23 protein-coding genes are annotated in these 21,802 nt (G+C 66.6%); 17 read left to right on the top strand and 6 right to left on the bottom strand.

The genetic code is table 11. The annotated features are described in order from the left end of the window. Positions 1–143: 143 nt before the first annotated feature. The 13 genes from ACMGFE_RS07835 (at position 144) to ACMGFE_RS07775 (ending at position 9,984) form a co-directional block, all read left to right on the top strand. Positions 144–809 carry a DsbA family protein gene (locus ACMGFE_RS07835; RefSeq protein ID WP_436924542.1) on the top strand — a complete coding sequence of 222 codons (666 nt, stop codon included), beginning with the start codon at positions 144–146 and terminating at the stop codon, positions 807–809. A 62-nt stretch (positions 810–871) separates the two neighbouring features. Next, on the top strand, positions 872–1,420 hold the full coding sequence (locus ACMGFE_RS07830) for a tRNA (cytidine(56)-2'-O)-methyltransferase (protein WP_436924540.1): 549 nt from the start codon (positions 872–874) through the stop codon (positions 1,418–1,420). 147 nt (positions 1,421–1,567) lie between these two features. Continuing rightward, the gene (gene tfe / locus ACMGFE_RS07825) at positions 1,568–2,098 is read left to right on the top strand and encodes a transcription factor E (RefSeq protein WP_436924539.1); all 531 of its coding nucleotides are present in this window, start codon (positions 1,568–1,570) and stop codon (positions 2,096–2,098) included. Further along, positions 2,098–2,784 (top strand): DUF2110 family protein, encoded by a 687-nt coding sequence (locus ACMGFE_RS07820; protein ID WP_436924538.1) that lies wholly within the window; start codon positions 2,098–2,100, stop codon positions 2,782–2,784. Before tfe ends, ACMGFE_RS07820 begins: the two co-directional genes overlap by 1 nt. Beyond that, entirely contained in the window at positions 2,781–3,575 is a 795-nt protein-coding gene (locus tag ACMGFE_RS07815; protein ID WP_436924537.1) for a DUF5803 family protein, read from the top strand. Before ACMGFE_RS07820 ends, ACMGFE_RS07815 begins: the two co-directional genes overlap by 4 nt. 95 nt (positions 3,576–3,670) lie before the next feature. Further along, entirely contained in the window at positions 3,671–4,363 is a 693-nt protein-coding gene (locus ACMGFE_RS07810; RefSeq protein ID WP_436924536.1) for a competence/damage-inducible protein A, read from the top strand. 237 nt (positions 4,364–4,600) lie between these two features. Next, positions 4,601–5,713, top strand: coding sequence for an ATP-NAD kinase family protein (locus ACMGFE_RS07805; protein ID WP_436924534.1), 1,113 nt, complete (start codon positions 4,601–4,603; stop codon positions 5,711–5,713). A gap of 180 nt (positions 5,714–5,893) precedes the next feature. Then, complete coding sequence (locus ACMGFE_RS07800; protein ID WP_436924533.1) at positions 5,894–6,946, top strand: PhoU domain-containing protein; 1,053 nt, start codon at positions 5,894–5,896, stop codon at positions 6,944–6,946. A gap of 107 nt (positions 6,947–7,053) precedes the next feature. After that, a complete protein-coding gene (locus ACMGFE_RS07795) occupies positions 7,054–7,251 on the top strand; it encodes a DUF7525 family protein (RefSeq protein WP_436924532.1) in 198 nt (65 codons plus the stop codon). 36 nt (positions 7,252–7,287) lie between these two features. After that, the gene (locus tag ACMGFE_RS07790; RefSeq protein WP_274323849.1) at positions 7,288–7,512 is read left to right on the top strand and encodes a DUF7123 family protein; all 225 of its coding nucleotides are present in this window, start codon (positions 7,288–7,290) and stop codon (positions 7,510–7,512) included. 35 nt (positions 7,513–7,547) lie between these two features. Continuing rightward, entirely contained in the window at positions 7,548–7,976 is a 429-nt protein-coding gene (locus ACMGFE_RS07785; protein WP_436924531.1) for an SRPBCC family protein, read from the top strand. Next, on the top strand, positions 7,973–8,782 hold the full coding sequence (locus ACMGFE_RS07780) for a nitrilase-related carbon-nitrogen hydrolase (RefSeq protein WP_436924530.1): 810 nt from the start codon (positions 7,973–7,975) through the stop codon (positions 8,780–8,782). Before ACMGFE_RS07785 ends, ACMGFE_RS07780 begins: the two co-directional genes overlap by 4 nt. A 59-nt stretch (positions 8,783–8,841) precedes the next feature. Then, positions 8,842–9,984, top strand: a complete 1,143-nt coding sequence (locus ACMGFE_RS07775; RefSeq protein ID WP_436924528.1) for a DUF4349 domain-containing protein — start codon at positions 8,842–8,844, stop codon at positions 9,982–9,984. A 1,040-nt stretch (positions 9,985–11,024) separates the two neighbouring features. Here ACMGFE_RS07775 and ACMGFE_RS07770 read toward each other — a convergent pair. Both ACMGFE_RS07770 and ACMGFE_RS07765 read right to left on the bottom strand, forming a co-directional pair. Further along, the gene (locus tag ACMGFE_RS07770; RefSeq protein ID WP_436924527.1) at positions 11,025–12,605 is read right to left on the bottom strand and encodes an aldehyde dehydrogenase family protein; all 1,581 of its coding nucleotides are present in this window, start codon (positions 12,603–12,605) and stop codon (positions 11,025–11,027) included. A 108-nt stretch (positions 12,606–12,713) separates the two neighbouring features. Then, complete coding sequence (locus ACMGFE_RS07765; protein WP_436924525.1) at positions 12,714–14,915, bottom strand: AAA family ATPase; 2,202 nt, start codon at positions 14,913–14,915, stop codon at positions 12,714–12,716. 471 nt (positions 14,916–15,386) lie between these two features. Here ACMGFE_RS07765 and ACMGFE_RS07760 point away from each other — a divergent pair, with 471 nt between their 5' ends. Together ACMGFE_RS07760 and ACMGFE_RS07755 are read left to right on the top strand one after the other, a co-directional pair. Next, positions 15,387–16,469: a class I SAM-dependent methyltransferase gene (locus ACMGFE_RS07760; RefSeq protein ID WP_436924523.1), complete on the top strand. Its 1,083-nt coding sequence runs from the start codon at positions 15,387–15,389 to the stop codon at positions 16,467–16,469. A gap of 286 nt (positions 16,470–16,755) precedes the next feature. After that, positions 16,756–16,890 (top strand): DUF7128 family protein, encoded by a 135-nt coding sequence (locus ACMGFE_RS07755; RefSeq protein ID WP_268895806.1) that lies wholly within the window; start codon positions 16,756–16,758, stop codon positions 16,888–16,890. 48 nt (positions 16,891–16,938) lie between these two features. On the opposite strand, the gene ACMGFE_RS07750 is transcribed toward ACMGFE_RS07755, so the two are convergent. Then, positions 16,939–17,367, bottom strand: a complete 429-nt coding sequence (locus ACMGFE_RS07750; protein WP_436924522.1) for a DUF5796 family protein — start codon at positions 17,365–17,367, stop codon at positions 16,939–16,941. A gap of 211 nt (positions 17,368–17,578) precedes the next feature. On the opposite strand from ACMGFE_RS07750, the gene ACMGFE_RS07745 reads away from it, so the two are divergent. Next, positions 17,579–18,433 carry a shikimate kinase gene (locus ACMGFE_RS07745; protein ID WP_436924521.1) on the top strand — a complete coding sequence of 285 codons (855 nt, stop codon included), beginning with the start codon at positions 17,579–17,581 and terminating at the stop codon, positions 18,431–18,433. Beyond that, complete coding sequence (locus tag ACMGFE_RS07740) at positions 18,430–18,732, top strand: chorismate mutase (protein WP_382260925.1); 303 nt, start codon at positions 18,430–18,432, stop codon at positions 18,730–18,732. Before ACMGFE_RS07745 ends, ACMGFE_RS07740 begins: the two co-directional genes overlap by 4 nt. Positions 18,733–18,932: 200 nt before the next feature. On the opposite strand, the gene ACMGFE_RS07735 is transcribed toward ACMGFE_RS07740, so the two are convergent. From ACMGFE_RS07735 to ACMGFE_RS07725, 3 genes are all read right to left on the bottom strand, one after another. After that, positions 18,933–19,733 carry a cupredoxin domain-containing protein gene (locus ACMGFE_RS07735; RefSeq protein ID WP_436924520.1) on the bottom strand — a complete coding sequence of 267 codons (801 nt, stop codon included), beginning with the start codon at positions 19,731–19,733 and terminating at the stop codon, positions 18,933–18,935. Between the two features lie 53 nt (positions 19,734–19,786). Continuing rightward, a complete protein-coding gene (locus ACMGFE_RS07730) occupies positions 19,787–20,380 on the bottom strand; it encodes a cupin domain-containing protein (protein WP_436924519.1) in 594 nt (197 codons plus the stop codon). Between the two features lie 176 nt (positions 20,381–20,556). Further along, positions 20,557–21,552, bottom strand: coding sequence for a DUF7351 domain-containing protein (locus tag ACMGFE_RS07725; RefSeq protein WP_436924518.1), 996 nt, complete (start codon positions 21,550–21,552; stop codon positions 20,557–20,559). Between the last annotated feature and the right edge of the window lie 250 nt (positions 21,553–21,802).

Below are 21,802 nucleotides of genomic sequence, written 5' to 3'. Positions count from 1 at the left end.
AGGTCAACGTCGTCCACCGCCGACATGTGCGTTCCGGTAACTACTGGGTCGCCGAACCGGGGGCCTCCGATCGCGACTCGGCCCGTCGTCGTCCGAACGTGTTACCGACAGGGGTAATAACCGATGGTGACTACCGCCGACACATGCAGGATTCGGGGAGACCCAGCGGAAGCAGACGGCGTTTCCTCGCCGGCGCGGCGGCGGGCATCGCCGCTGGCCTGGCGGGCTGTGGCAGCCTCGTGTCGAGACCGGGCAGCGGCGGAACGGCGACGGCGCGGGACGTCTCACTCTCAGCGCCGACGCTGGGGGACGAGGACGCGCCGGTGACCGTCGGGGTCTACAAGGACTTCGCCTGTCCGGCGTGTCGCCAGTTCAACGCCCAGGTCAAGCCGAACGTCGTGAGCGAGTACGTCGAGGAGGGCGTCGTGCGGTACGAGCACTACGACTTCCCGCTGGACATGCACGAACCGGACTCGTACACGGCCGCGAACGCCGCGCGAGCGGTGCAGGACGCGGCGGACGACGAGACGTTCTTCGCGTTCGCCGACCGGATCTTCGACAACCAGTCGGACCTCGGGCCGGGAACGTACGCCGACCTGGCCGACGCGGAGAGCGTCGACGGCGATGCAGTCCGGTCGGCGGCCGAGGGCCGGACCTACCGGAACGTCGTCGAGGAGGACAAGCAGCGGGGGATCGACGAGGGCGTTCGCGGGACGCCGACCGTCGTCGTCGACGGGACCATGCTGGACGGGTTCGACTGGGGGACGGTCCGGTCCGCCGTCGAAAGCGCGCGCCCGGACGGCTCCTGATCGGTCGCGGACGGAGATTTCCTTCGGAAGGCTCCTAAACGGGGCTCGCGTAGCCGCGGAGCATGAACGACGAACCCGAAGTCGCCGTCCTGCGCCTGGGACACCGGCCGGGCCGCGACGACCGGATGACGACACACGTCGGGCTCACCGCGCGGGCGCTCGGCGCCGACCGCGTCGTCTTCGGCCCCGAGGCGTCCTCGCCCGCCGACACCGTGCGGGATATCACCGACCGCTTCGGCGGCCCGTTCGACGTGGAGGTCACCGACTCGCCGAAGGCCGCCATCCGCGACTGGGAGGGCGTAGTCGTCCACCTCACGATGTACGGCCTGCCGGTCCAGGACGTGCAGGGCGACCTCCGGGAGGCGCTCGACGACCGGACGCCCGTCCTGTTCGTCGTCGGCGCCGAGAAGGTGCCCTTCGACGTGTACGAGCGGGCAGACTACAACGTCGCCGTCACGAACCAGCCCCACTCGGAAGTGGCGTCGCTGGCGGTCACGCTCGACCGGCTGTTCGACGGGCGCGAACTCGACCGCGAGTGGGAGGACGCCGACCGAACGGTCGTGCCGAAGGAGACCGGCAAGCAGGTCGAAGACACGAGCGGCGAGCGGTAGGGCGCTGTCGGGAACCGACCCGTTCGACAGCGGACGGGATAGGCCGTGTGAACCCGCCGAATTCGCCGTGGCGCGGAAGCCAACGACGGCAGGCGGCGGCCACGTGGTCCGGTGCTTTTAAACGCCTCACGCACTGAGAACACCGTAATGGCGTTTGACGACCTTCTGGAGGACCCCGTTATTCAGAAGTACTTACACGAGCTGGTCGGCCCGAAAGGGATGCCGGTGGCGGCGGCGCCGCCGGACGGCGAGGTGACCGACGAGGAGCTCGCCGAGGAGCTCGGGCTGGAGCTCAACGACGTGCGCCGGGCTCTCTTCATCCTCTACGAGAACGACCTGGCGAGCTACCGTCGCCTGCGCGACGAGGACTCGGGGTGGCTCACGTACCTGTGGACCTTCGAGTACGAGAAGATCCCCGAGCAGCTCGAATCGGAGATGCACCGGCTGCTGGAGGCTCTCGAAGAGCGCGAGGACTACGAGAAAGACAACGAGTTCTACCTCTGTGAGACCTGCGGCATCCGCTTCGAGTTCGGCGAGGCCATGGAGTTCGGCTTCGAGTGCCCCGAGTGCGGCAACCCGGTCGAGGCGATGGAGAACACGCGGCTCGTCGACGCGATGGAGACGCGTATCGAGGAGCTGCGGGACGAACTGAACGTCGAGCACGGAACCGAGGTCTGATGGTCGTACTCGCAACCAAGGTCTACGTCGAGGGGGACGCCCGCGAGCGCTCGCTCGACTCGCTGCGGTCGCTCGTCGACAACGACGTCGGCGACCTCGACGTGTCGTTCTCGGTCGGCCTGCGCGACGACGAGTTCCCGACCGTCACCGTCGAGGGGGACGACGAGACGGTCGCGCGCAACGTCCTCGCCGAGGAGTGGGGCGAGCTGACGCCCCAGTTCGAGCCCGGCGAGGAGTACGTCGGCACGCTGGACGCCTGGGACGACGACGGGTTCGTCCTCGACGTGGGCTTCGGCAACGAGGTCCGCATCCCGACCGACGAGATCGGGCTCGGACAGGGGACGCCCGAGCAGATCCGGACGCGGTTCGGCCTCGTCCAGCACCTCCCGATGCGGTTCGTCGCCGGCGACCCCGCGGAGGACGAACCGGCGCGGCTCGCCGACGCCGAGCGCGACCGCCTCTACGAGTGGACGCGCGGGAGCGGTCGGGTGAACGTCAACTCGGCGACGCGAGCGGAGGCGCGCGCGACGGTCAACCGCGCGGGCCACGCCCAGGACATCGTCACCGTCGAGCGCCTCGGGCTACTCGAACAGAGTATCGTCTGCGGCGAGGAGACCGACCCGCCCGGACTCCTCGCGAGCATCGGGCAGTACATGCCCTCCGAACTCCTCTGCGTCGTTCCATGAGGCGCCGGCTGGTTCCCGCCCTCGCGTTGCTCGCCCTGCTGGTCGTCATGGCCGGCTGTAGCTCGCCCTTCGGCGGCGGCGGGCCCGACGACACCGAACTCAACCGCAACGCCAGCTACGACTGGAACACCAACGCGACGACGACGTACAACGTCACGAAGGGCCAGTTTACCGGCATCATCACCGTCGAGAACGACTCGCACATCGAACTCTACCAGCGCGACGAACTCGGGACGGAGGAGCCGTTACGGATCGCGGCGCTGCGCTTCCGGTTCCCGAACGGCACCGTCGTCGCGCCGGCCAACCGGTCGAACCTCGGCGTCGAGCACGGACAGTCGCGAGCGAACGTGACGCTCCCGCAGGCCGGCGGACAGGTTGCGTTCACGGCAGAGCGCCCCAACGCCAAGCGGTTCGCGACGCCGATGTTCCTCGACTCCCCGCACTCGGTCGAGGTGACGCTGCCGCCCCAGGCACGCGTCGGCGTGCCGCTCCTCTCGAAGGTGTCGCCGGGCGACTACACGACGCCGCCAGTGGACGAGGAGACGAACCGGATGACGGTGCGGTGGGAGCGCGCGGAGCGCGGCCCGATACTGGTCAGGTACTACCTCGCGCGGGACCTGCTGCTGTTCGGTGGGATCGGGGGTGTCCTGACGCTGGTCGGGATCGGCGGCGCGCTGTACTACCTGCGGCAGATCCGGGTCCTCGAACGCAGGCGCGAGGAGATCGGACTCGACGTGGAGACCGAAACCGACGAGTTCGACGACGACGACCCGCCGCCCGGGATGCGCTGACGGCGGCGGCGGTGCCGACGTTGACGCGCCGAAGGTAGTGTCGGCCGGCGGCCAGAAGCGGGCGACCTTTTACGGGTACGGTTCCTACGGCGGGTATGCGCGTTGCCATCGTCACGGTCGGCGACGAGTTGCTCGTCGGCGACACGGTGAACACCAACGCCGCCTGGCTGGGGGAGCGACTGCACGAGCGCGGCGTCGACGTCGAGCGGGTCACGACGCTGCCCGACCGGGTGGCCGACATCGCCCGCGTCGTCAACGAGTACCGCGCCGAGTACGACGCGGTGCTCGTCACCGGCGGCGTCGGCCCGACCCACGACGACCTGACCATGGACGGCGTCGCCGCCGCGTTCGGTCGCGAAGTCGTCGAGAGCCAGGAGGTGCTAGACTGGCTGGAGGCAGCGGGGGGCTACGCGGCCTCCGAGCTCGCCGAGGGGACCGCCGACATCCCGCGCGGCGCTCGACTGCTCGAAAACCCGGAAGGCGTCGCACCGGGCTGTGAGATCGGGAACGTCTACGTCCTCCCGGGCGTGCCCACGGAGATGAAGGCCATGTTCGAGACGGTCGCCGACGACTTCGCGGGGGAGATCCAGCACGTCGCGACGGTCGTCGCGGACGAACCCGAGAGCGCGCTGCTCGACCGCATCGCCGACTTGCGGGAGGCCTTCGACGTGACTGTCGGGAGCTACCCCGGGGACTCCGTCCGCGTGAAGATCCAGGGCGAAAAAGGGGAAGTCGAGGACGCCGCCGCGTGGCTTCGTGAGCGAGTCGAGGCGCCAGAACCGGAGTGAGTCGGTCGCGCTACCGGTAGAGGACCTTCCACCAGATCGCCGCCAGGGCCAGTCCGCCGAGCAGTATCACGTACCCCGCGACGTTGATGAGCCCGGTCTGCACGCCTTCCTGCAGTGGGATGTACATGGCCGAGGGTTTCGCGCCGTCCGATGTAAAACCGCCCGATTTCCGCCGCGACCGCCGACGCGACGGGCCGATGCGGGTCGCTTTTGACCGGTCCACCCCTATCGCGGCCAATGCGACGGATCGGCGTTGTCGTGAACCCGATCGCCGGCATGGGCGGGCGCGTCGGGCTGAAGGGGACCGACGGGAAAGTCGACGAGGCGCGCGACCGCGGCGCCGAGCCGCACGCCCCCGAGCGGGCCCGGGCGGCACTGGACGCGCTGGCCGAGGCCGACCCGGACGTGGAACTCCTCGTCTACGGCGGCGTCATGGGCGAAGACGCCGCCCGCGACGCGGGGTTCGACCCCGTCGTCGTCGGTGAACCGGAGGGCGAGCGATCGGGGACAGGGGAGACCACGGCGGCTGAAGCGCGCGCGGCCGAGACCAGCGCCGCTGACACGCGCGCGGCGGTCCGGGCGTTCGTCGACCGCGACGTGGACCTGATCCTGTTCGTCGGCGGCGACGGCACGGCGGTGGACGTGGCCGAGACGCTGGACGACTTCGACAGCGAGATCCCGATCCTCGGCGTGCCGGCGGGCGTGAAGATCTACTCCTCCGTGTTCGCGGTGCGCCCGCGCGAGGCGGGGATCGTCGCGGCGACGTTCACGGACGTGGAGACCGGCGAGGTCAACGACGTGGACGAGGACGCCTATCGCGCCCAGGAAGTGTCGACGGAGTTGCGAGCCATCGCGAAGACGCCGGTCGCCGAAGAGCGCCAGGCGAGCAAGCAGACCGGCGGCGGGACCGTCGAGACGCTCGCCGAGGGCGTCGCAGAGGAGGTCCAGTCCGGCGTGACCTACGTCCTCGGCCCGGGCGGGACCGTGGGCGCGATCAAGGCGAACCTCGGCTTCGAGGGGACGCCGCTCGGCGTCGACGTCTACCGGGACGGCGAGGTGATCGTCCGCGACGGCGGGGCGTCCGCCATCGAATCGGCACTGGGCGACCGGAACGTGGTCGTCGTCTCGCCCATCGGCGGGCAGGGCTTCGTCTTCGGCCGCGGCAACCAGCAGATCTCCCCCGCCGTGATCCGCCGGTCAGAGGTCGAGATCGTCGCGACCCGTGCGAAACTTGACGGGCTAGACGTCCTCCGCGTCGACACGGGAGATCCCGACCTCGACGAGAATCTCCGCGGCTGGCACCGCGTCCGGGTGGGCCGATACGAGCGACGACTCGTCAAGATCGAGTGACCGCACCGAGACCCGACCGCGTTCTTCGCCGATCGTCGGACCGCACAGCCGCGAGTGTGTCACTCCGTCAGCGGGAGGGGCGGGAAATTCTGGACGCACGTCCAAGAAGTGTAATAGTATTCGACGGCATATTATACCGTGTATGGATACAATTAAGGTCACGAGAAGATAAGGAAGGGTATGGAAACACGGAAAGTCCAGCGGCTGGGTCCGTCGACGCTGGCGATGACCTTGCCTGCGAAGTGGGCCAAAGAGCACAACGTCGAGAAGGGCGACGAGGTCTCGCTGCGGATGGGCGGCAAGGGCACGCTCACCGTCATGCCCGAGTCGGTCCAGGGCGAGGAGTCCGAGGCTATCATCCACGCCGAGAACCTCAACGCCGACGCGCTGGAGCGTGCCATCCTCTCGCAGTACGTGCTCGGCCGGCGCATCATCCACGTCGACGCCGGCGAGAACGGTACCCTGGAGAGTTCGCACATCAACGCCGTCTACAACGCCGAGACCCAGTTGATGGGCCTCGGCGTCGTCGAGGAGACGCCCGAGCGCATCGCCATCCGCTGCTCGGTCGACCCCGAGGACTTCACGCTCGACAACCTGCTCGAACGGCTGGAGAGCACGGGCTCGACGATGCGGAACGAGGCCGTCAAAGCGCTCGCCCACGGCAACCCGGACCTCGCCCAGCGGGCCCTGAACCGGGAGCGACAGGCCAACAAGATCTTCGTCCTGCTCCTGCGACTGATCTTCACCTCCTACCAGAACCCGAACCTCGCGCGCGCCGTCGGCCTGAACGACGGGTTCCCGCTCATCGGCTACCGCTCGATCGCGAAGAACCTGGAACTCACCGCCGACAACGCCGAGGACATCGCGGAGATCGCCCTGGAGACCGACGGTCACTCGCTGAACGTCGACTCGTCGACGATGCGGCGCATCCGGGAGTTCACCGACCAGGTCAACGAGATCACCGAGCGAGCCGTCGAGGCGGCCGTCGAGCGCGACTACGACATCGCCATCGAGGTCCGCGAGATGTTCGCCGAGGTGGGCGACCGCGAGGCCGAGATCCTGTCGGACCTCGACGAGATGTCCAACGAGGACGTCCTCCAGGTCCGCGAAGTGCTCGTGAGCCTCCAGCAGACCGCCCAGTACGCGGTCCGCAACGCGGAGATCGCGACGAACCTCGCGCTCAACGAGGAGTCCGAGCACACGACGATCCAGTCCGACTCGACCGACGACTGAGATCGAGCCGTCGGTCCGGACCGGCGCGGACCGGATCCGTGACGTCGATCTCTCGGGGCCCGTCCGGATCCCGGTGAATTAAGTACTGAGTGACGGAATACTCGCGTATGACTGAGGCAGCCGCTGGGTCTGACATGAGCATCGGGCTGGGACTGTCGTTCGCAGTCCTCGCGGTCGTCGGCGCCGTCGGGATGCTGGTGGCGTACCACGACCAGATCGTCGCGGGGTGGAGTTTCGCACTGGCGATGACCGCCGGCGTGCTCTCCATCGCGGGCATCCACCTCTACGGCCATCGGAACGCGTAAGGAATTGTTAAGGGCGTTCGAGACCTACGCGCAGCCATGAGCGAACTCGGCGAGGAGGACAGAGAGATTCTGGATTACCTGCGCGACAGCGTCTCGCGCGGGCAGAGTTATTTCAGAGCCAAGAACATCGCGGACCACATCGGCCTCTCCTCCAAGCAGGTCGGTGCGCGATTGCCGAAACTCGACGAGGAGTCCGACGAAGTCGAGATCGAAAAGTGGGGACGCGCGCGGTCGACGACGTGGCGTGTCACGCTCAGTTAACTGGCTTTTTAGGTGACGCAGTCCGAAGTGGGGCCATGACTGTCCGGGTGGAGCGGTCGTTCGAGTTACCGGTCGACCGCGAACGCGTCTGGGAGTTCATCGCCGATCCCGGGAAACGCGCCAGCGCGATCAGCGTCGTCTCCGACTACACCGTCCACGACGACGGGAGCGCGACCTGGCACCTCCGCCTCCCGATCCCCGTGGTCGACCGTACCATCGCCATCGAGACCGAGGACGAGGAGCGGCGCGCCCCCGAGTACGTCCGCTTCGTCGGCCGCTCGAAGGTGATGAACGTCGTCGGCGAGCACGAACTCACGGAGACCGAGACGGGGACGCGGGTCACGAACCGGTTCGTCGTCGACGGCTCGCTGCCCGGCGTCGAGCGCTTCTTCAAGCGGAACCTCGACGGCGAACTCGACAACCTCGAAGCCGCCCTCGTCGACGACCTCGAGGTCGAAGTGTGAGACTCGCGCTGGCGCAACTCCGGATCGAGCCCGGAGCGGTCGAAGACAACGTCGAGCGCGCCCGCTCGGCGGTCGCCGACGCGGCCGCGGCCGGCGCGGACCTCGTCGCGCTCCCGGAGATATTCAACGTCGGCTACTTCGCGTTCGACCTCTACGAGCGCCGTGCCGAGAGCGTCACGGGGCCGACCGTGTCCGCGCTCGCCGAGAGCGCGCGCGAGCACGGCGTCGGCGTCCTCGCCGGGAGCATCGTCGAAGACCTGGCGGCCTCCCAGGAGGCGGGCGTGGAGACGCCCGCGTCCGAGGGGTTCGCGAACGCCTCGGTCTTCCTGGACCGCGACGGCGAGCGCCGCGCCGTCTACCGGAAACACCACCTCTTCGGGTACGGCTCGGCCGAACAGGAACTGCTGGTTCCCGGGAAGTCGCTGCCGACCGTCCCGTTCGACGACCACGTCGTCGGGATGACGACCTGCTACGACCTGCGGTTCCCGTCGCTGTATCGCGAACTCGCCGACGCGGGCGCGACGCTCGTGCTCGTCCCCAGCGCGTGGCCGTACCCCCGCGTCGAGCACTGGCGGCTGTTCCCGCGGACTCGCGCCGTCGAGAACCTCTGTTACGTCGGCGCGGTGAACGGCGTCGGAACGTTCGACGACTCGACCCTGCTGGGCCGTTCTGCGGTGTACGACCCCTGGGGGACGCCACTCGCGAGCACCGGCGACGAGTCCGCGCTCGTGACCGCCGAGGTCGACCGCGACCGCGTCGACGACGTCCGGAACGATTTCCCCGCGCTCGACGACCGACGTCGATAGCTCAAGCGCGTCTTTGATCCCACGGTATCCATTTACATGCGCCGGCGGATCGACCCAGTATGGTTCGGAAATCAGCGTTGCTCGTCGTCGTGCTCGTCGTTCTGGCGGGCTGTTCGGGAATGGGCGGGAACGACGGCGGCGACGGCGCCGCCGACCTCCAGGCTGACCAGGGCGACGGTGCGGGCGGCGGCGGCAGTGACGGCGGCGATGGCGGAAGCGGCGGTGGCGGCGACGGCAGCGGCGAGCCAGCAAACGAACAGTTCAGTGCCGACGACGCTGGGGGCGACGCAGGCGCGGCCGCCAGCGTCGACCGCGCGCTCATCAAGACCGGTTCGGTGACGGTCGAGGTCGAGAACTACTCCGCGGCCGAGGGGGCGGTCGAGTCCCGCGCGGTCGACCTCGGCGGTTACGTGTCGTCGTCCGATACGACGCTCCACCGCACCGACAACGACACCTGGCGGACGGGGTACGTCGAGGTCCGCGTCCCCTCGGCGAACTTCACGGCGATGTTCGACGCCTCGCGCGGCCAGGGGACAGTGCTGTCGGCCGACTCCAACACGAAGGACGTGACCGACCAGCTGGTCGACCTGAACGCCCGGCTTGAGAACCTGCGAGCCCAGCGCGACCGTCTCCGCTCGCTGTACGAATCGGCGAACACGACCGAGGAACTGCTACACGTCCAGGAGCGGCTCTCCTCGGTCCAGGGAGAGATCGAACGCCTCGAAGCCAAGAAGCGCTCGCTCCGGGACCAGGTCGCTTTCTCGACGCTCAGAGTCGAGTTGCGTGAGCCGGAACCCGAGCCCGAATCCCCTCCGACGGGAGAACGAACGCCGTTCCACGAACAGTCGCCCGTCGCCGTGTTCCTCAGTTCAGTCGCGAACGTCGTCCGGTTCGCCCGCACCGCGTTCATCGCGGGCGTCGCCGTGCTCCCGTGGGCCCTGGGACTCGGCTTGCCAGCCCTCCTCGTCGTCGGAGCCAGTCGCCGGTTCGGTGGCTCCGTTCGACTCCCAGTCGTCGGCGACCGCACTGATTCAGCGGCGCTCCCGTCGCGGGAGGACGTGACCGAAGACGTTCAGCCGGCCGGTGAGCCTGACTCCGAGACGGATCAGTCTGCCGACGAATCAGAGGAGGACGCGGAGCCCTCCGACGGGTCGGCGACTAGTCAGGACGAGGGAGCCGACCACGAACCCGACGACGCCTGACGGCGACGGGGCTTCGTTGGGACTCGGCACTGTCACCGGCGTTTCGTATCACCTCTCGGTCACTTCTCACCGCCGCCTCTCAGACACGAAGTTTATACCGATGGCCCCGTAACTGATACTTGCCGGCGAGACGCTTTTCACGTCGTACCCGGCACTACAACCGCGCTCGGCCAGGCCACGTCGACCCGGCCGCGGCGCCTGTCCGGACAGGCCGTCCGCGGCCCGCCTCCTCGTCCTCAGCCCGTCTCCTCTCGCTTTCCGCGTTCGAGTAGCGTCGTCCGTACGTACGGGGGTTGTATCCGAGTTCGAATCGGCCGCTCGACAGACAGTCCTGACCACCGTGGACAACTGGCGACGAAAGCCCTCGGTGCGCTCGCTCACGGGTCGCTCCGCTCCCCGTTCGCATTCGAGGCCTCCCTTCGTCTGCTCACGGGCGGCGAAGCCGCCCGTTCGCACGGTATGAGGGACCTTCGGTCCCTCACTAGTCGCCCTCGCACTCGGGGTCGCTGACCGGGATATCCGCTTGGTTCGCGGCTTCGCCGCTCACCTATCCGAGACGTTCGCTTCGCTCACGTCTCGCGTTGCTCGAACAACCGCACCGCGCCGCACTCGCGCGGATAGTGGCCCGCTCAGACGACTAAACTGGACGCGAGCCGGGAGGTCGGCGAAGCCGCCCTCCACGTTCCGTGGCGGCGAAGCCGCCACGCGCGCCTCGCCCTTTCAGTCCGCCAGGGACAGCACCGTACCACGACCACACCGCACAGCACTGCGGACAGCCACACGCCTCCCCAACCGATTGCGTTGCTCGTCGTGGTCCGAGAGAGCAAAGCTCTCTCGTCATCTGCTCACGGGCGGCCTCGCCGCCCGTTCGCAGGTTCGTGGGACTCTCCGAGTCCCACGCTCATCACGAAAGAGCGCAAAGCGCTCTTTCGAACGACTTCGCTCCTGCGCTACTCATCCCTCGCACGGTGCCATCGCGCGACGAGACGCGCGACAGGCGCGCCAGAACGACTGATCGATCGGCAGCAGAAACGGGGTGGTCAGTCCTCGTCGGTCTTGATGTCGGCGGAGAGGCCCTGGGCCATCTGGATGTCCTTCGAGTTGTTGAGCGTCCACGCGGTCCGCTCGGTGACGGCCTCGATCACCTCGCGGGCGCTCGGGGAGCCCTTGCCGGATTTCTTCACGCCACCGAAGGGGAGCTGGACCTCGGCGCCGATGGAGGGCAGGTTCCCGTAGGCCAGGCCCACCTCGGCCTCGTCCCGGTAGTAGTTGATCTCGCGGTAGTCCTCGGAGATGACGGCGCCGGCGAGGCCGTACTGGGTGTCGTTGTGGATCTCGACGGCGCGCTCGATGCCGCCGGAATACTCGATGAGCGCGACGTGCGGGCCGAAGACCTCCTCGTGGATGCAGCGCAGGTCGGGGTCGTACTCGACCTCGTAGACGAACGGACCGACCCAGTAGCCGTTCTCGAAGCTGCCGCTTCGCTCACTGTCCGCGGCTGAAGCCGCGCTGTCTTCGTGACCATCTGGGATCTCCTCGTCGTCGAGCTCCTCCCGGTCGACGAGAACGTTCGCGCCTTCCTGACGGGCCAGGTCGTTGTACTGGTGGAACTTCTCGATCTGCGCGTCGTTTACGACCGGGCCCATGAACGTGTCTTCGTCGAGCGGGTCGCCGACAGCCACGTCCTCCGCGAGATCGACGAACTGCTCTTTGAACTCGTCGTAGACCTCCTCGTGGACGATGAGGCGCTCGCTGGAGACGCAGCGCTGGCCCGTGGTCTTGAACGAGGACATGATCGCCGAGTGCAGTGCGATGTCCAGGTCGGCGTTCTCGGTGATCACGATGGCGTTCTTCCCACCCATCTCCAGGGCGGCGTCGCGGCCGGCGACCCCGCCGAGTTTCTCGTCGATCTTGTGGCCGACCTCGGCGGACCCGGTGAAGAGGATGGTGCTGACGCGCTCGTCCTCGACGATGGCGTTGCCGGCGTCGCCGAAGCCCTGGACGACGTTGAACACGCCGTCGGGCACGCCCGCGTCGACCATCATCTCGGCGACGGTATGGCCGCACCAGGGCGTCTGCTCGGCGGGCTTCCAGACGACGGTGTTTCCCTCGACGAGCGCGACGGCCATGTGCCAGAACGGGATGGCCACCGGGAAGTTCCAGGGCGTGATACAACCGACGACGCCGCGGGGTTTCCGGCGCATGTACGCATCCTTGGCGGCGATTTCCGAGGGGACCACGTCCCCGTGGGGGTGTCGCGCGTTGCCCGCTGCCCACTCGACCATGTGGGCCGCTTCCACCACGTCGGCGCGGCCCTCGCTGATCTCCTTGCCGCACTCCCGCGTGACGATCTCGCCCAGTTCGTCCGTCCGGTCCCGCAGTTCGTGGTAGACGTCCCAGAGCACCTCCGCCCTGTCGATGTAGGACATCCCGCGCCACTCGTCGTAGGCGTCCTCGGCCGCGGAGACCGCGAGCTCGACGTCCGCGGGCGTCCCGCGGTGGAACTCGCCGAGGGTCTCGCCTGTCGCGGGATTCTGGCTCTCGAACGTCTCCTCGCTCTCGCCCGCCGTCCACTCGCCGTCGACGTAGTGCCGGTAGGGATCCGCTTGCTGGTCGCTCATTGTTCCGGTAAATATTGCACCGGCGACGTGAAAAAGCCACCCGTCGGGGTGGTTCGATCCCATCGGACGCTTGCGGTTTCGAGCGGAGAGCGTCGGCGCCTCCGTTCGCTACGACGCGGCTTCGATCCGTTCGAGCGCCGCCTCGAAGTCGTCCGTCCCGATGACGACGTCGTCGGCCCGCTCGTTGGCTTCGTCCGGATCGACGCCGGCAGCTACCTCGCTGATGGCCCGCATCGACGCCGCGCGGACGAGCGACTCGATCTGGGCACCGGAGAGCCCCCCGGTTTCGGCCGCGAGTTCGTCCAGGTCCACGTCGTCGGCGAGTGGTTTGCCCTCGGTGTGAACCGCCAGGATCGCCCGCCGACCGTGCTCGTCGGGGTTCGGGACCTCGACGTGCTGTTCGAGCCGGCCCGGCCGCAAGAGCGCGCTGTCGAGCATGTCCCGGCGGTTCGTGGCCGCGATCACGACGATGTTCGGGTTCTCGGCGGCGGTGTCGAGCTCTGTGAGGAGTTGCGAGACGACTCGCTCGGTCACCTCGCTGCCGTCCATCCGACCGCCCGCGATGCCGTCTATCTCGTCGAAGAAGACGATGGCCGGCGCGGTCTGTCGGGCGCGGTCGAACACCTCGCGGACCGCCTTCTCGCTCTCGCCGACGTACCGATCCATCAGCTCCGGCCCCGCGACGCGGATGAAGTTGACGCCGCTCTCGCCGGCGACTGCGCGGGCCAGCAACGTCTTGCCCGTACCGGGCGGCCCGTAGAGCAACACGCCCGAGGGCGGGTCGGTGTTCGTCGCCGTGAACAGCGGGCCGTACTCCAGCGGCCACTCGACGGCCTGTTCGAGCGTCGACTTCGCCTCGGCCAGCCCGCCCACGTCCTCGAAGGTGACCGTCGGCGACTCGGCGACGTACTCGCGCATCGCCGAGGGCTCGACCGCCCGCATCGCCGCCTCGAAGTCCTCGCGCGTGACCTGCGGGTCGTCCCGCGTCCGCCGCAGCGCGTGCATCGCCGCTTCCGTGGTCAGCGTGTGGAGGTCGGCACCGACGAACCCGTGCGTGCGCGACGCGACTCTGTTGAGGTCCACGTCGTCGCCGAGCGGCATCCCGCGGGTGTGGACGTCCAGGATTTCGCGGCGGCCAGTCTCGTCGGGCACGCCGATCTCGATCTCCCGGTCGAAGCGCCCGCCCCGCCGGAGCGCGGGGTCGATGCTGTCGACGCGGTTCGTGGCGCCGATGACGATGACCTGCCCGCGCGCTTCGAGGCCGTCGAGCAGCGTCAGCAACTGCGCGACGACGCGGTTCTCCATGTCGGAGTCCTCGTCGCGTTCGCCCGCGATCGCGTCGATCTCGTCGATGAAGACGATGGCGGGGGCGTTCTCCTCGGCGCGCGCGAACGCCTCGCGCAGGCGCTCTTCGCTCTCGCCCTTGTACTTCGAGACGACCTCCGGCCCGGAGATCACGTCGAAGTACGCGTCGACCTCGTTGGCGACGGCCCGGGCGATGAGCGTCTTCCCCGTCCCGGGCGGCCCGTGCAGCAACACGCCCCGCGGCGGCGAGATACCGAGGCGAGTGAACAGGTCGGGCTCGGACAGTGGGAGTTCGATCATCTCCCGGACCTGGTCGAGTTCGCCGTCGAGGCCGCCGATGTCCTCGTAGGAGACGCCCGTCCGGGAGGCCGACTCGTCGGGCGTCGATCCGGCCCCCGACTCCGCCGTCGCCGACCCGGCGGATCCATCCGCGCCGCCGCTCGTGCCGGCAGCGCCCGCTCCGGTCCCGCTGGACTGACTCGCCGTACCGCCGCCGCCGCTCCCGGTCGTCTCACCGCGAATCGGCGGTAACACGGTGATGTCCGTCTCGTCGGTGACGCGCACCGCACCGGCGGGGTCGGTCCCCGAGACGGCGAACGCGCCGACGCCGTCGATGTGGACCTGCTCGCCCTCGCGGAGCGGCCGGTCGAGCAGCGCCCGTCGGACGGCCGACTCCTGCTGTTTGTCGTCCAGTCCGACCGTCTGCGCGAGTCGGACGGTGAGGCTGTCGGCCTCGCGGACCGAGGTCTGTTCGACGGTGACCGTGTCACCGATGTTCACCCCGGCGTTGGCGCGCGTGTCGGCGTCGATGCGGATGTACGCGCCGTCGCCGCTCTCCGGCCAGGCCTTCGCGACCGTCGCTCGCTCGCCCTGGATGACGAGCGGGTCGCCACTCAGCACCCCGAGTTCCGACCGGACGCGCTCTGGGACTCTCGCTATCCCGCGGCCGGCGTCCCGTTTGTTCGCACCCTCGACGGAGACCTCGATGACGTCGCCGCTTCCCATATCCGTCCTATCGGGCCGACGCTCTTTATGCTTCCTCAACCACTTTTTTCTCTCGGGGGTCCCTCGCGCTGCTCGCGACGCCCGAGCCAAAAAGGCCGGACGCTCACTGCGTTCGCGTCCGGTGATCCCACGAGTGAGCACCGCGAACGACCGCGGGTTCCTCAGCGCTTCGCCTGGCGGCGAATCGCGCTCACTCCGTTCACGCGAACGCTCACTGCAGCGGAACGAGGTACCACGCCAGTCGGCGACGTATCCACCTGTCGAGAGTGGCGTGCTGAATACAGAGAATCTATTCAGCACGTCTCCTTCTATCAATCGCTGATGTCGCTTCTATCACAACGAGTTAAGGTGGTATCTGTTGGCACGTAACGCTTCGTCCACCCCGTTCGTACTAGTATTGATGCCTGGTATCACTGGTCAGGGGACAACCGCTCTCTCGGCCGAAATTCAACCACGCATTGGGGGAAATCCATGGCTACAGAAACCCGAGCTGACTCGACTCAGATCGACGAACAGAAACTGAACGAACTAGTGGAGACGTCGCTCGTCGACCTCGGTGCGACAGTTCACGCCTCGCTGGCCATCATCGGCGACGAACTCGGCCTCTACGCGGCACTCGACGACGCCGGGCCGCTCACGTCCGCCGAACTGGCCGATGAAACGGACACCGCAGAGCGCTACGTCCGCGAATGGCTGCGTTCACAGGCCGCCGGGGGATACGTGACCTACGACACCGAGACCGACCGATACGATCTCACCCCCGAACAGGCGTACGTGTTGGCCAACGAGGAGAGTCCGGTATTCATGCCGGGGGCGTTCCAGTTGGTCGCATCGGCGGCCCAGATCGAACCCGATCTCCGGGAAGCGTTTCGGACGGGGGAGGGCATCGGCTGGCACGAACACGACGACGACGTATTTCACGGTACGGAACGCTTCTTCGGGCCGTCTTACGGGGCGTACCTGATCGACTGGATCGAATCGCTCGATGGGGTCGACGAGAAGCTGAAAGCGGGCGGCCGGATCGCCGACGTCGGCTGTGGGCACGGCGCCCCGACGATCCGCATGGCGGAGGCGTACCCCAACTCGACGTTCGTCGGCATCGACTACCACCAGGAGTCGGTCGAGGTGGCGCGCGAGCGGGCGGAAACTACGGGTGTCGCCGACCGCGTCGACTTCGAGGTGGCGACCGCGTCAGCGTACGACGGGACCGACTACGACCTCGTGACGATGTTCAACTGCTTCCACGACATGGGCGATCCAGTCGGGGTGGCGGCCCACGTCCGGGAGACCCTCTCGGACGCCGGGACGTGGATGATCGTCGAGCCCTACGCCGAGGACCGGGTCGAAGACAACCTCACACCGTTCGGCCGCCTCGCGTATTCGATTTCGACAGTGGCCTGTACGCCGAACTCGCTCGATCAGGAGGTCGGTTACGGGCTCGGCGCCCAGGCGGGAGAGCAACGCACCCGCGACGTAGTCACCGAAGGCGGGTTTACTCAGTTCCGCCGGGCAGCTGAGACACCGACCAGTCTGGTCTTCGAAGCGAAGCCGTAACCTCACGCTCGATCGATTTTTTCGACCACCCCGGTCGTCTCTATGCTATGCGAGTTCAAACGCGCCGTTCCGCTCCCCGCCATCGCGTCGTTCGCGACGCTCCTCGCAGATTCCGTACCGGGGCGAACGGGACCGCCGGACGTGCCGAATAAGCGACCGCTATTCAGCCCAACACAGCAGGCCCGAACACGCTCCGACAGACCTCTCGGTGGTCACTTCGAACTCGCGACCGACCGTCGGGCAGACCGGAGAAACGCCTTTACCGGTTGCCGACGCACACCCTACCATGGTCGTGACTACCGAGCGCGACGAGATGACCTGGTACAAGTGCGAGGCCTGCGGGTTGATGTTCGACGACCAGTCCGACGCGCGACAGCACGAGGAGAACTGCGACGCCGAGGAACCGTCGTACATCCAGTGAGGGGGCCGGCGGACCGAGGGGAGGGAGACTGACCGAACCAGGCGGCCACTACGCGTTCTCGACGATCTCGTAACTGCGCTCGCCCATCTCGTCCTCGGCGAAGACGAACACGCGCCCGTCGACCACCGACAGGTCCGCCTCCACTTCGACGCGGTGGGCCTCGGCGCGAGCGCTCACTCCCTGGAACAGCGTCTCCTCCGCGCCGTCGTCGATCATGACGCGACCGACGCCCGTCTCTTCGAGGATGTCGTCGTGCGTGTTCAGGTCGTTGATGTACAGCATGATGCCCTGGGTCTCCGTCTGGTCGGTGACCAGCACGTGGACGTCCTTGCCCGGGCCGGCGCGGACGCTGTCCTCGACCGCCGTCGGCACGCCGCGGTAGAAGACCTCGCGGCCGTCGTGGTACTCGACGGCGACGCCGTCCTCGGTCAGTTCGACCCCCAGCGTGTCCGGCGGCACGTCGTTGCGTGCGCTCATACCCGACAGTTCCCGCCAGCGCCCCAAAAGCGTCGCGTTCCCCGCTTACCAGCGGAACGCCGGTCGTCCGGGGTGGCCCGCGTCCGGTGCGGTCGCTTGCCGGATTTCCGGCGAGTCCGCTCACGTCTGTCCGCTCCCTCGCCGACTTCCCGTTCTCTTCGTTCACGGGAATCCCACAGACGTATATACCGCCCGGGAAGACAGACGCACGATGGAAGGACAGGCAGTCGCCCCCGCGGCGGGGACGGTGCTGAACGCGCTCGCTACCGGCACGGGATCGGCGTTCGCCATCGACGAGTACACGACTGCGACCGTGGAACTCGACCCCGAGGCGGACGCCGTCACCGGTCGCGTCGCAGAGGACCCCGACGCCGACACAGCACTGATCGAGAGATGCGTCGCCGCCGTCACCGACCGCTTCGGCGACGGCGAGGGCGGCCACGTCCGCACCGAGAGCGACGTGCCGATGGCGTCGGGCCTCAAGAGTTCGAGCGCCGCCGCGAACGCGACCGTGCTGGCGACGCTCGACGCGCTCGACGCCGCCGACGACGTCTCCCGCGAGGACGCCTGCCGCATCGGCGTGCAGGCCGCCCGCGACGCCGGGGTGACGGTCACCGGCGCGTTCGACGACGCCAGCGCGAGCATGCTCGGCGGCGTCACCGTCACCGACAACACCGCCGACGAACTCCTCGCCCGCGAGGAGCGCGACTGGGCGGTGTTGGTCTGGACGCCACCGGAGCGCTCCTTCTCCGCGGACGCCGACGTCGACCGCTGCGAGCGGGTCGCGCAGATGGCCGACCTCGTTGCTGAACTCGCCCTCGACGGTGACTTCGGGCGGGCGATGACGGTCAACGGGCTGGCGTTTTGCGCCGCGCTCGACTTCCCGACGGACCCCGTCGTCGAGGCGATGCCCGTCGTCGAGGGCGTCTCGCTGTCCGGCACGGGGCCGAGTTTCACCGCCGTCGGCGACCGGGAGGCGCTGGAGACGCTGCGCGAGCAGTGGGACGAACGGGAGGGGCGGACCTGGCTGACGACGACCCAAACGGAGGGCACACGAATCACATGAGCGACGACGAATCCACCCAGTACGCCGAGGAGATGAGCCTGGACGAACTGCGCGAGGAGATCCGGACGATCGACCGCGAGATCGTCGAGTTGATCGCCCAGCGGACCTACGTCGCCGACACCATCGCGCAGGTCAAAGACGAGCGCGACCTGCCGACGACCGACGAGGACCAGGAACAGGCCGTCATGGACCGCGCCGGCGAGAACGCCGAGCAGTTCGACGTCGACTCCAACCTCGTCAAGGCCATCTTCCGCCTGCTCATCGAGTTGAACAAGGTCGAACAGCGCGAGAGTCGGTAATCGAAATCGGGTCCTTCAAGTCTTCTACTGTAGTTCAGGCAACTAATTCTTCTTCCGGCAGTTGCTCTTTCGTTCGTCGATCGACGATCGATACCATAGAAATCTTTCAGCAGACAGGAGTCGCGTACAGCAAACGGGAACTGTATCCTCCACTCAGTTCTACTCGTTTACAGAAATCAGAAGTCAAAATAGGTGAGATATCAGGTTGGACTTGGGGCCGTTATCGTTACCTCGAGATCGATACCCAGGTCGTCCCCAGAGATCGGCCCGTTGTCGACGATGTTCTGCGGTTCCATGTCTGGATGACCGATGTCGCCGTCTACTCCCGTCCCGAGGAGTGCACCGGTCATCGGAAGCGGTGGACGACCAGGAGCCCGCACGACATCGCCGGGATCGTCTCCGACGACGATTCGCATGCCCATCCCACCCCATTCGTGCGGGGCACAGAACAGGTCGTACACGCCTTCCTCCTCGAAGCGATAGAGCCAGAACCCGTGGTGCTCGTTGACCGTCGACGAGAACGCCGGAACGCCGTCAGGGACGCGTTGCTGGCGCTCTTGACCAGGGTGGTACGCCGTCGCCGTGTGTTCCGGCGTGTTGAAATCGAATTCGACTATCGCCCCCGTATCCACGTGGAGTCCAACGGGAGCGAAGTGGAACGCACCGAACTCGACCGTTAGAGCTGGGAGATTCGAATCGTCGATCTTGTCCTCGTCGACGTGGAGTTCGACCGTCTCGTCCGGCTCCAACCTGTTCGGAATCTCGTCGTCACTCGTCCCTGAATAGCCAAAGTGGGGGTGGATAGTCGGTGGACGGGCAGTATCGGCCTCATCCCGCTCGTTTGGCGGTTCCGAGGCACTCTCTTTCGCCGTAGCAACGTCTCCGAATATCGGGAGCGCCGCGCCGAGCCCGGTCGCTCTGAGGACGGTTCTGCGTCGGCAAATCGGTTGACTGTTCGACGCGTCTGGTTTCTCCTTTCGTTGGTCTGATGATCGTGCCATTGTCGATTTCGAATCGTATTACTGGAAGTCACTGGTGTTCTCTGCGGTGTCGGTCAGTCAGGCAGCCGGTATCCCAACACACGTCCGAGGACGGCCAGGGCCCTGAAGGCCCAATGCGGCGGGCTCACCGCGTAGATATCCTCCTCGTGTTCCGTCGTCAGCATCGCTAACAGCAGGATGTCGTTGAATCCCTCCGGAGGCAACGACACTCCCCGCTCGGTGACGAGCCGATGGAACCTCCGAAAGAACTCCTCGTGCTGTAGCGCGGGCTGGTGGACGTTGATGACCTCGACGGGCGTCTTGTTCCTGAACGTATGCGGCGTCCCTGGCGGGACGGTGTGTTCCTCACCAGCCGAGACGTCCATCCACTCCCCGTCCACGTACACTTCCAGCACACCTGAAACCACTTCGTAGCGCTCTTCGGCGTGTGGATGGGTGTGGACGAACGGCCCGTCTTCGGGGACGGTTTCGATGTCGAATCTCATTTCCAACAGTTCGCCGTCCGTATCCGCTGTCGATCGCGTGATCTCCCAGTAACCCGGGAAACCGCCCCAATCGAGGATTCGGTCCTGCTCGCCGCTATCTACTGTCGTCGTAGCGTTGCCCTCGCCAACACCCTCGCTGTTCGGCATTGATTTCCTTGTCATGGTCCGTGGTCACCTCCTGTAGCGTCCGTTCCGCCGCTCGATATCGCCCCGGGCGCTCCAGGTGACGGACGCCATCTGCTGGATTCCGCCCGAGACGAGCAGCTAATGCTATCGGCGGGATCGGGTTTATTTGTTAGGAGAATAATATTTCTCTGAGCGAACGAGACGTATCCGGGTCACGAAACAACGGCGTCAGTCCAGGGTTCTCGGTCGAACTCGACGATATTCATCTCGTCGTCCAACGTGAGAGTGAACGCCGTCGTCTCGACCTCGATACGAAGTGATACGCGGAGGGGCTCCGTCGAAACGTCCGTCTCGACGTTGTTCTGAAGCAGTTCGATAGCCTCGTCGACCGCAGGTGAGTCGAGATCTAGCTCGGGATCGCCCGTCAGTTCGGTCGCAAGGACGAGACCAGTCGCAAACATCTCGACCGGTAAGCGCTTGGCGAACCCGCAGGTGCGACACCTCATTTCTGCCCAGACCGGAAACGGTGTTCTACAGGTGTCGCAGGGCTGACCATCCTCCACTTCGTGCGCGTCACAGACCGTCACCGACGACGAGATCTGGCCCGCACACTCACGACAGATACCGTACATCAGATAGGTTATGTCCAGACCACACCGATAGAGTCCGGTTGCGAGCGCTTGCTCGGAGTCACGGGTCGTCAGACCCGCTGCTGGATAGCTCGTGAGGAAGAGCGTCCCAGTCGGCGCCTGGTCACCGAACAATCCGTAGCACTCAGTACACCTGACTCGGAGCCATTGATCCTCGTAGGTGACTACAACAGCTGCCCCGCATAACGGGCAGCCCTCATCGAGCTTCTGGGAGAACTCGAGGCTTCCCGCTCCGGAAACGGCTATCACCGTTCTGGCGATCTGTTTACCCGCACTGCTCAGCCGGTATCCGTCGTCAGTTCGTCGGACGAAATGGGGAGAGAGTTTCGAAAGGTGGTAGTTGAACTTCCCGTTATCGTCGATGTCGATCTCGGATTGCAACTCGGAGTACGACACCGTCTCGACGGCGTCAGAGCCGTCGTCGTATTCGTGGGCGGCACCTGCCCGCCAGAGCACGCGGATGATGTCTAGCCGTATTTCGTTCCCCAGAGCGGCGAAGGCCTCGTCTGGGGAAAGCCGGTCGAGTTCGAGATCGGGAGTGAATCGAGTTTGACCCATGCTAACGATACGCACTCCAATTCATAAAACTCACCTCCAGACAGTCCATGGGTGGCTGAGAAAATAGTAAAGTGCTCACCGTGTATTCACCACTACTTCAGCGGTGTCTTCCCGGCTGTAAGATATCGATGATACTTCATCATTGGTGGCGTTCGTTTGTTTATATGCTCCCCCATTCTAAGCCCCTAATAACTTGTTTTCGACGCCCTGACTACTTCAGAATTGGTTTATTGCACCGGATTACGTTATG

The organism is Halosimplex amylolyticum, from assembly GCF_051414035.1.
Lineage (GTDB): Archaea > Halobacteriota > Halobacteria > Halobacteriales > Haloarculaceae > Halosimplex > Halosimplex amylolyticum.
The sequence above is the reverse complement of the archived record's forward strand: the minus strand, read 5'-3'. Positions and strand labels throughout refer to the sequence as shown.

Excerpts from the sequence above, each read along its gene's own strand:
- ACMGFE_RS07835 (WP_436924542.1), top strand. The coding sequence starts at position 144 with ATGCAGGATTCGGGGAGACCCAGCGGAAGCAGACGGCGTTTCCTCGCC.
- ACMGFE_RS07830 (WP_436924540.1), top strand. The coding sequence starts at position 872 with ATGAACGACGAACCCGAAGTCGCCGTCCTGCGCCTGGGACACCGGCCG.
- tfe (WP_436924539.1), top strand. The coding sequence starts at position 1,568 with ATGGCGTTTGACGACCTTCTGGAGGACCCCGTTATTCAGAAGTACTTA.
- ACMGFE_RS07820 (WP_436924538.1), top strand. The coding sequence starts at position 2,098 with ATGGTCGTACTCGCAACCAAGGTCTACGTCGAGGGGGACGCCCGCGAG.
- ACMGFE_RS07815 (WP_436924537.1), top strand. The coding sequence starts at position 2,781 with ATGAGGCGCCGGCTGGTTCCCGCCCTCGCGTTGCTCGCCCTGCTGGTC.
- ACMGFE_RS07810 (WP_436924536.1), top strand. The coding sequence starts at position 3,671 with ATGCGCGTTGCCATCGTCACGGTCGGCGACGAGTTGCTCGTCGGCGAC.
- ACMGFE_RS07805 (WP_436924534.1), top strand. The coding sequence starts at position 4,601 with ATGCGACGGATCGGCGTTGTCGTGAACCCGATCGCCGGCATGGGCGGG.
- ACMGFE_RS07800 (WP_436924533.1), top strand. The coding sequence starts at position 5,894 with ATGGAAACACGGAAAGTCCAGCGGCTGGGTCCGTCGACGCTGGCGATG.
- ACMGFE_RS07795 (WP_436924532.1), top strand. The coding sequence starts at position 7,054 with ATGACTGAGGCAGCCGCTGGGTCTGACATGAGCATCGGGCTGGGACTG.
- ACMGFE_RS07790 (WP_274323849.1), top strand. The coding sequence starts at position 7,288 with ATGAGCGAACTCGGCGAGGAGGACAGAGAGATTCTGGATTACCTGCGC.
- ACMGFE_RS07785 (WP_436924531.1), top strand. The coding sequence starts at position 7,548 with ATGACTGTCCGGGTGGAGCGGTCGTTCGAGTTACCGGTCGACCGCGAA.
- ACMGFE_RS07775 (WP_436924528.1), top strand. The coding sequence starts at position 8,842 with ATGGTTCGGAAATCAGCGTTGCTCGTCGTCGTGCTCGTCGTTCTGGCG.
- ACMGFE_RS07770 (WP_436924527.1), bottom strand. The coding sequence starts at position 12,605 with ATGAGCGACCAGCAAGCGGATCCCTACCGGCACTACGTCGACGGCGAG.
- ACMGFE_RS07765 (WP_436924525.1), bottom strand. The coding sequence starts at position 14,915 with ATGGGAAGCGGCGACGTCATCGAGGTCTCCGTCGAGGGTGCGAACAAA.
- ACMGFE_RS07760 (WP_436924523.1), top strand. The coding sequence starts at position 15,387 with ATGGCTACAGAAACCCGAGCTGACTCGACTCAGATCGACGAACAGAAA.
- ACMGFE_RS07755 (WP_268895806.1), top strand. The coding sequence starts at position 16,756 with ATGGTCGTGACTACCGAGCGCGACGAGATGACCTGGTACAAGTGCGAG.
- ACMGFE_RS07750 (WP_436924522.1), bottom strand. The coding sequence starts at position 17,367 with ATGAGCGCACGCAACGACGTGCCGCCGGACACGCTGGGGGTCGAACTG.
- ACMGFE_RS07745 (WP_436924521.1), top strand. The coding sequence starts at position 17,579 with ATGGAAGGACAGGCAGTCGCCCCCGCGGCGGGGACGGTGCTGAACGCG.
- ACMGFE_RS07740 (WP_382260925.1), top strand. The coding sequence starts at position 18,430 with ATGAGCGACGACGAATCCACCCAGTACGCCGAGGAGATGAGCCTGGAC.
- ACMGFE_RS07735 (WP_436924520.1), bottom strand. The coding sequence starts at position 19,733 with ATGGCACGATCATCAGACCAACGAAAGGAGAAACCAGACGCGTCGAAC.
- ACMGFE_RS07730 (WP_436924519.1), bottom strand. The coding sequence starts at position 20,380 with ATGACAAGGAAATCAATGCCGAACAGCGAGGGTGTTGGCGAGGGCAAC.
- ACMGFE_RS07725 (WP_436924518.1), bottom strand. The coding sequence starts at position 21,552 with ATGGGTCAAACTCGATTCACTCCCGATCTCGAACTCGACCGGCTTTCC.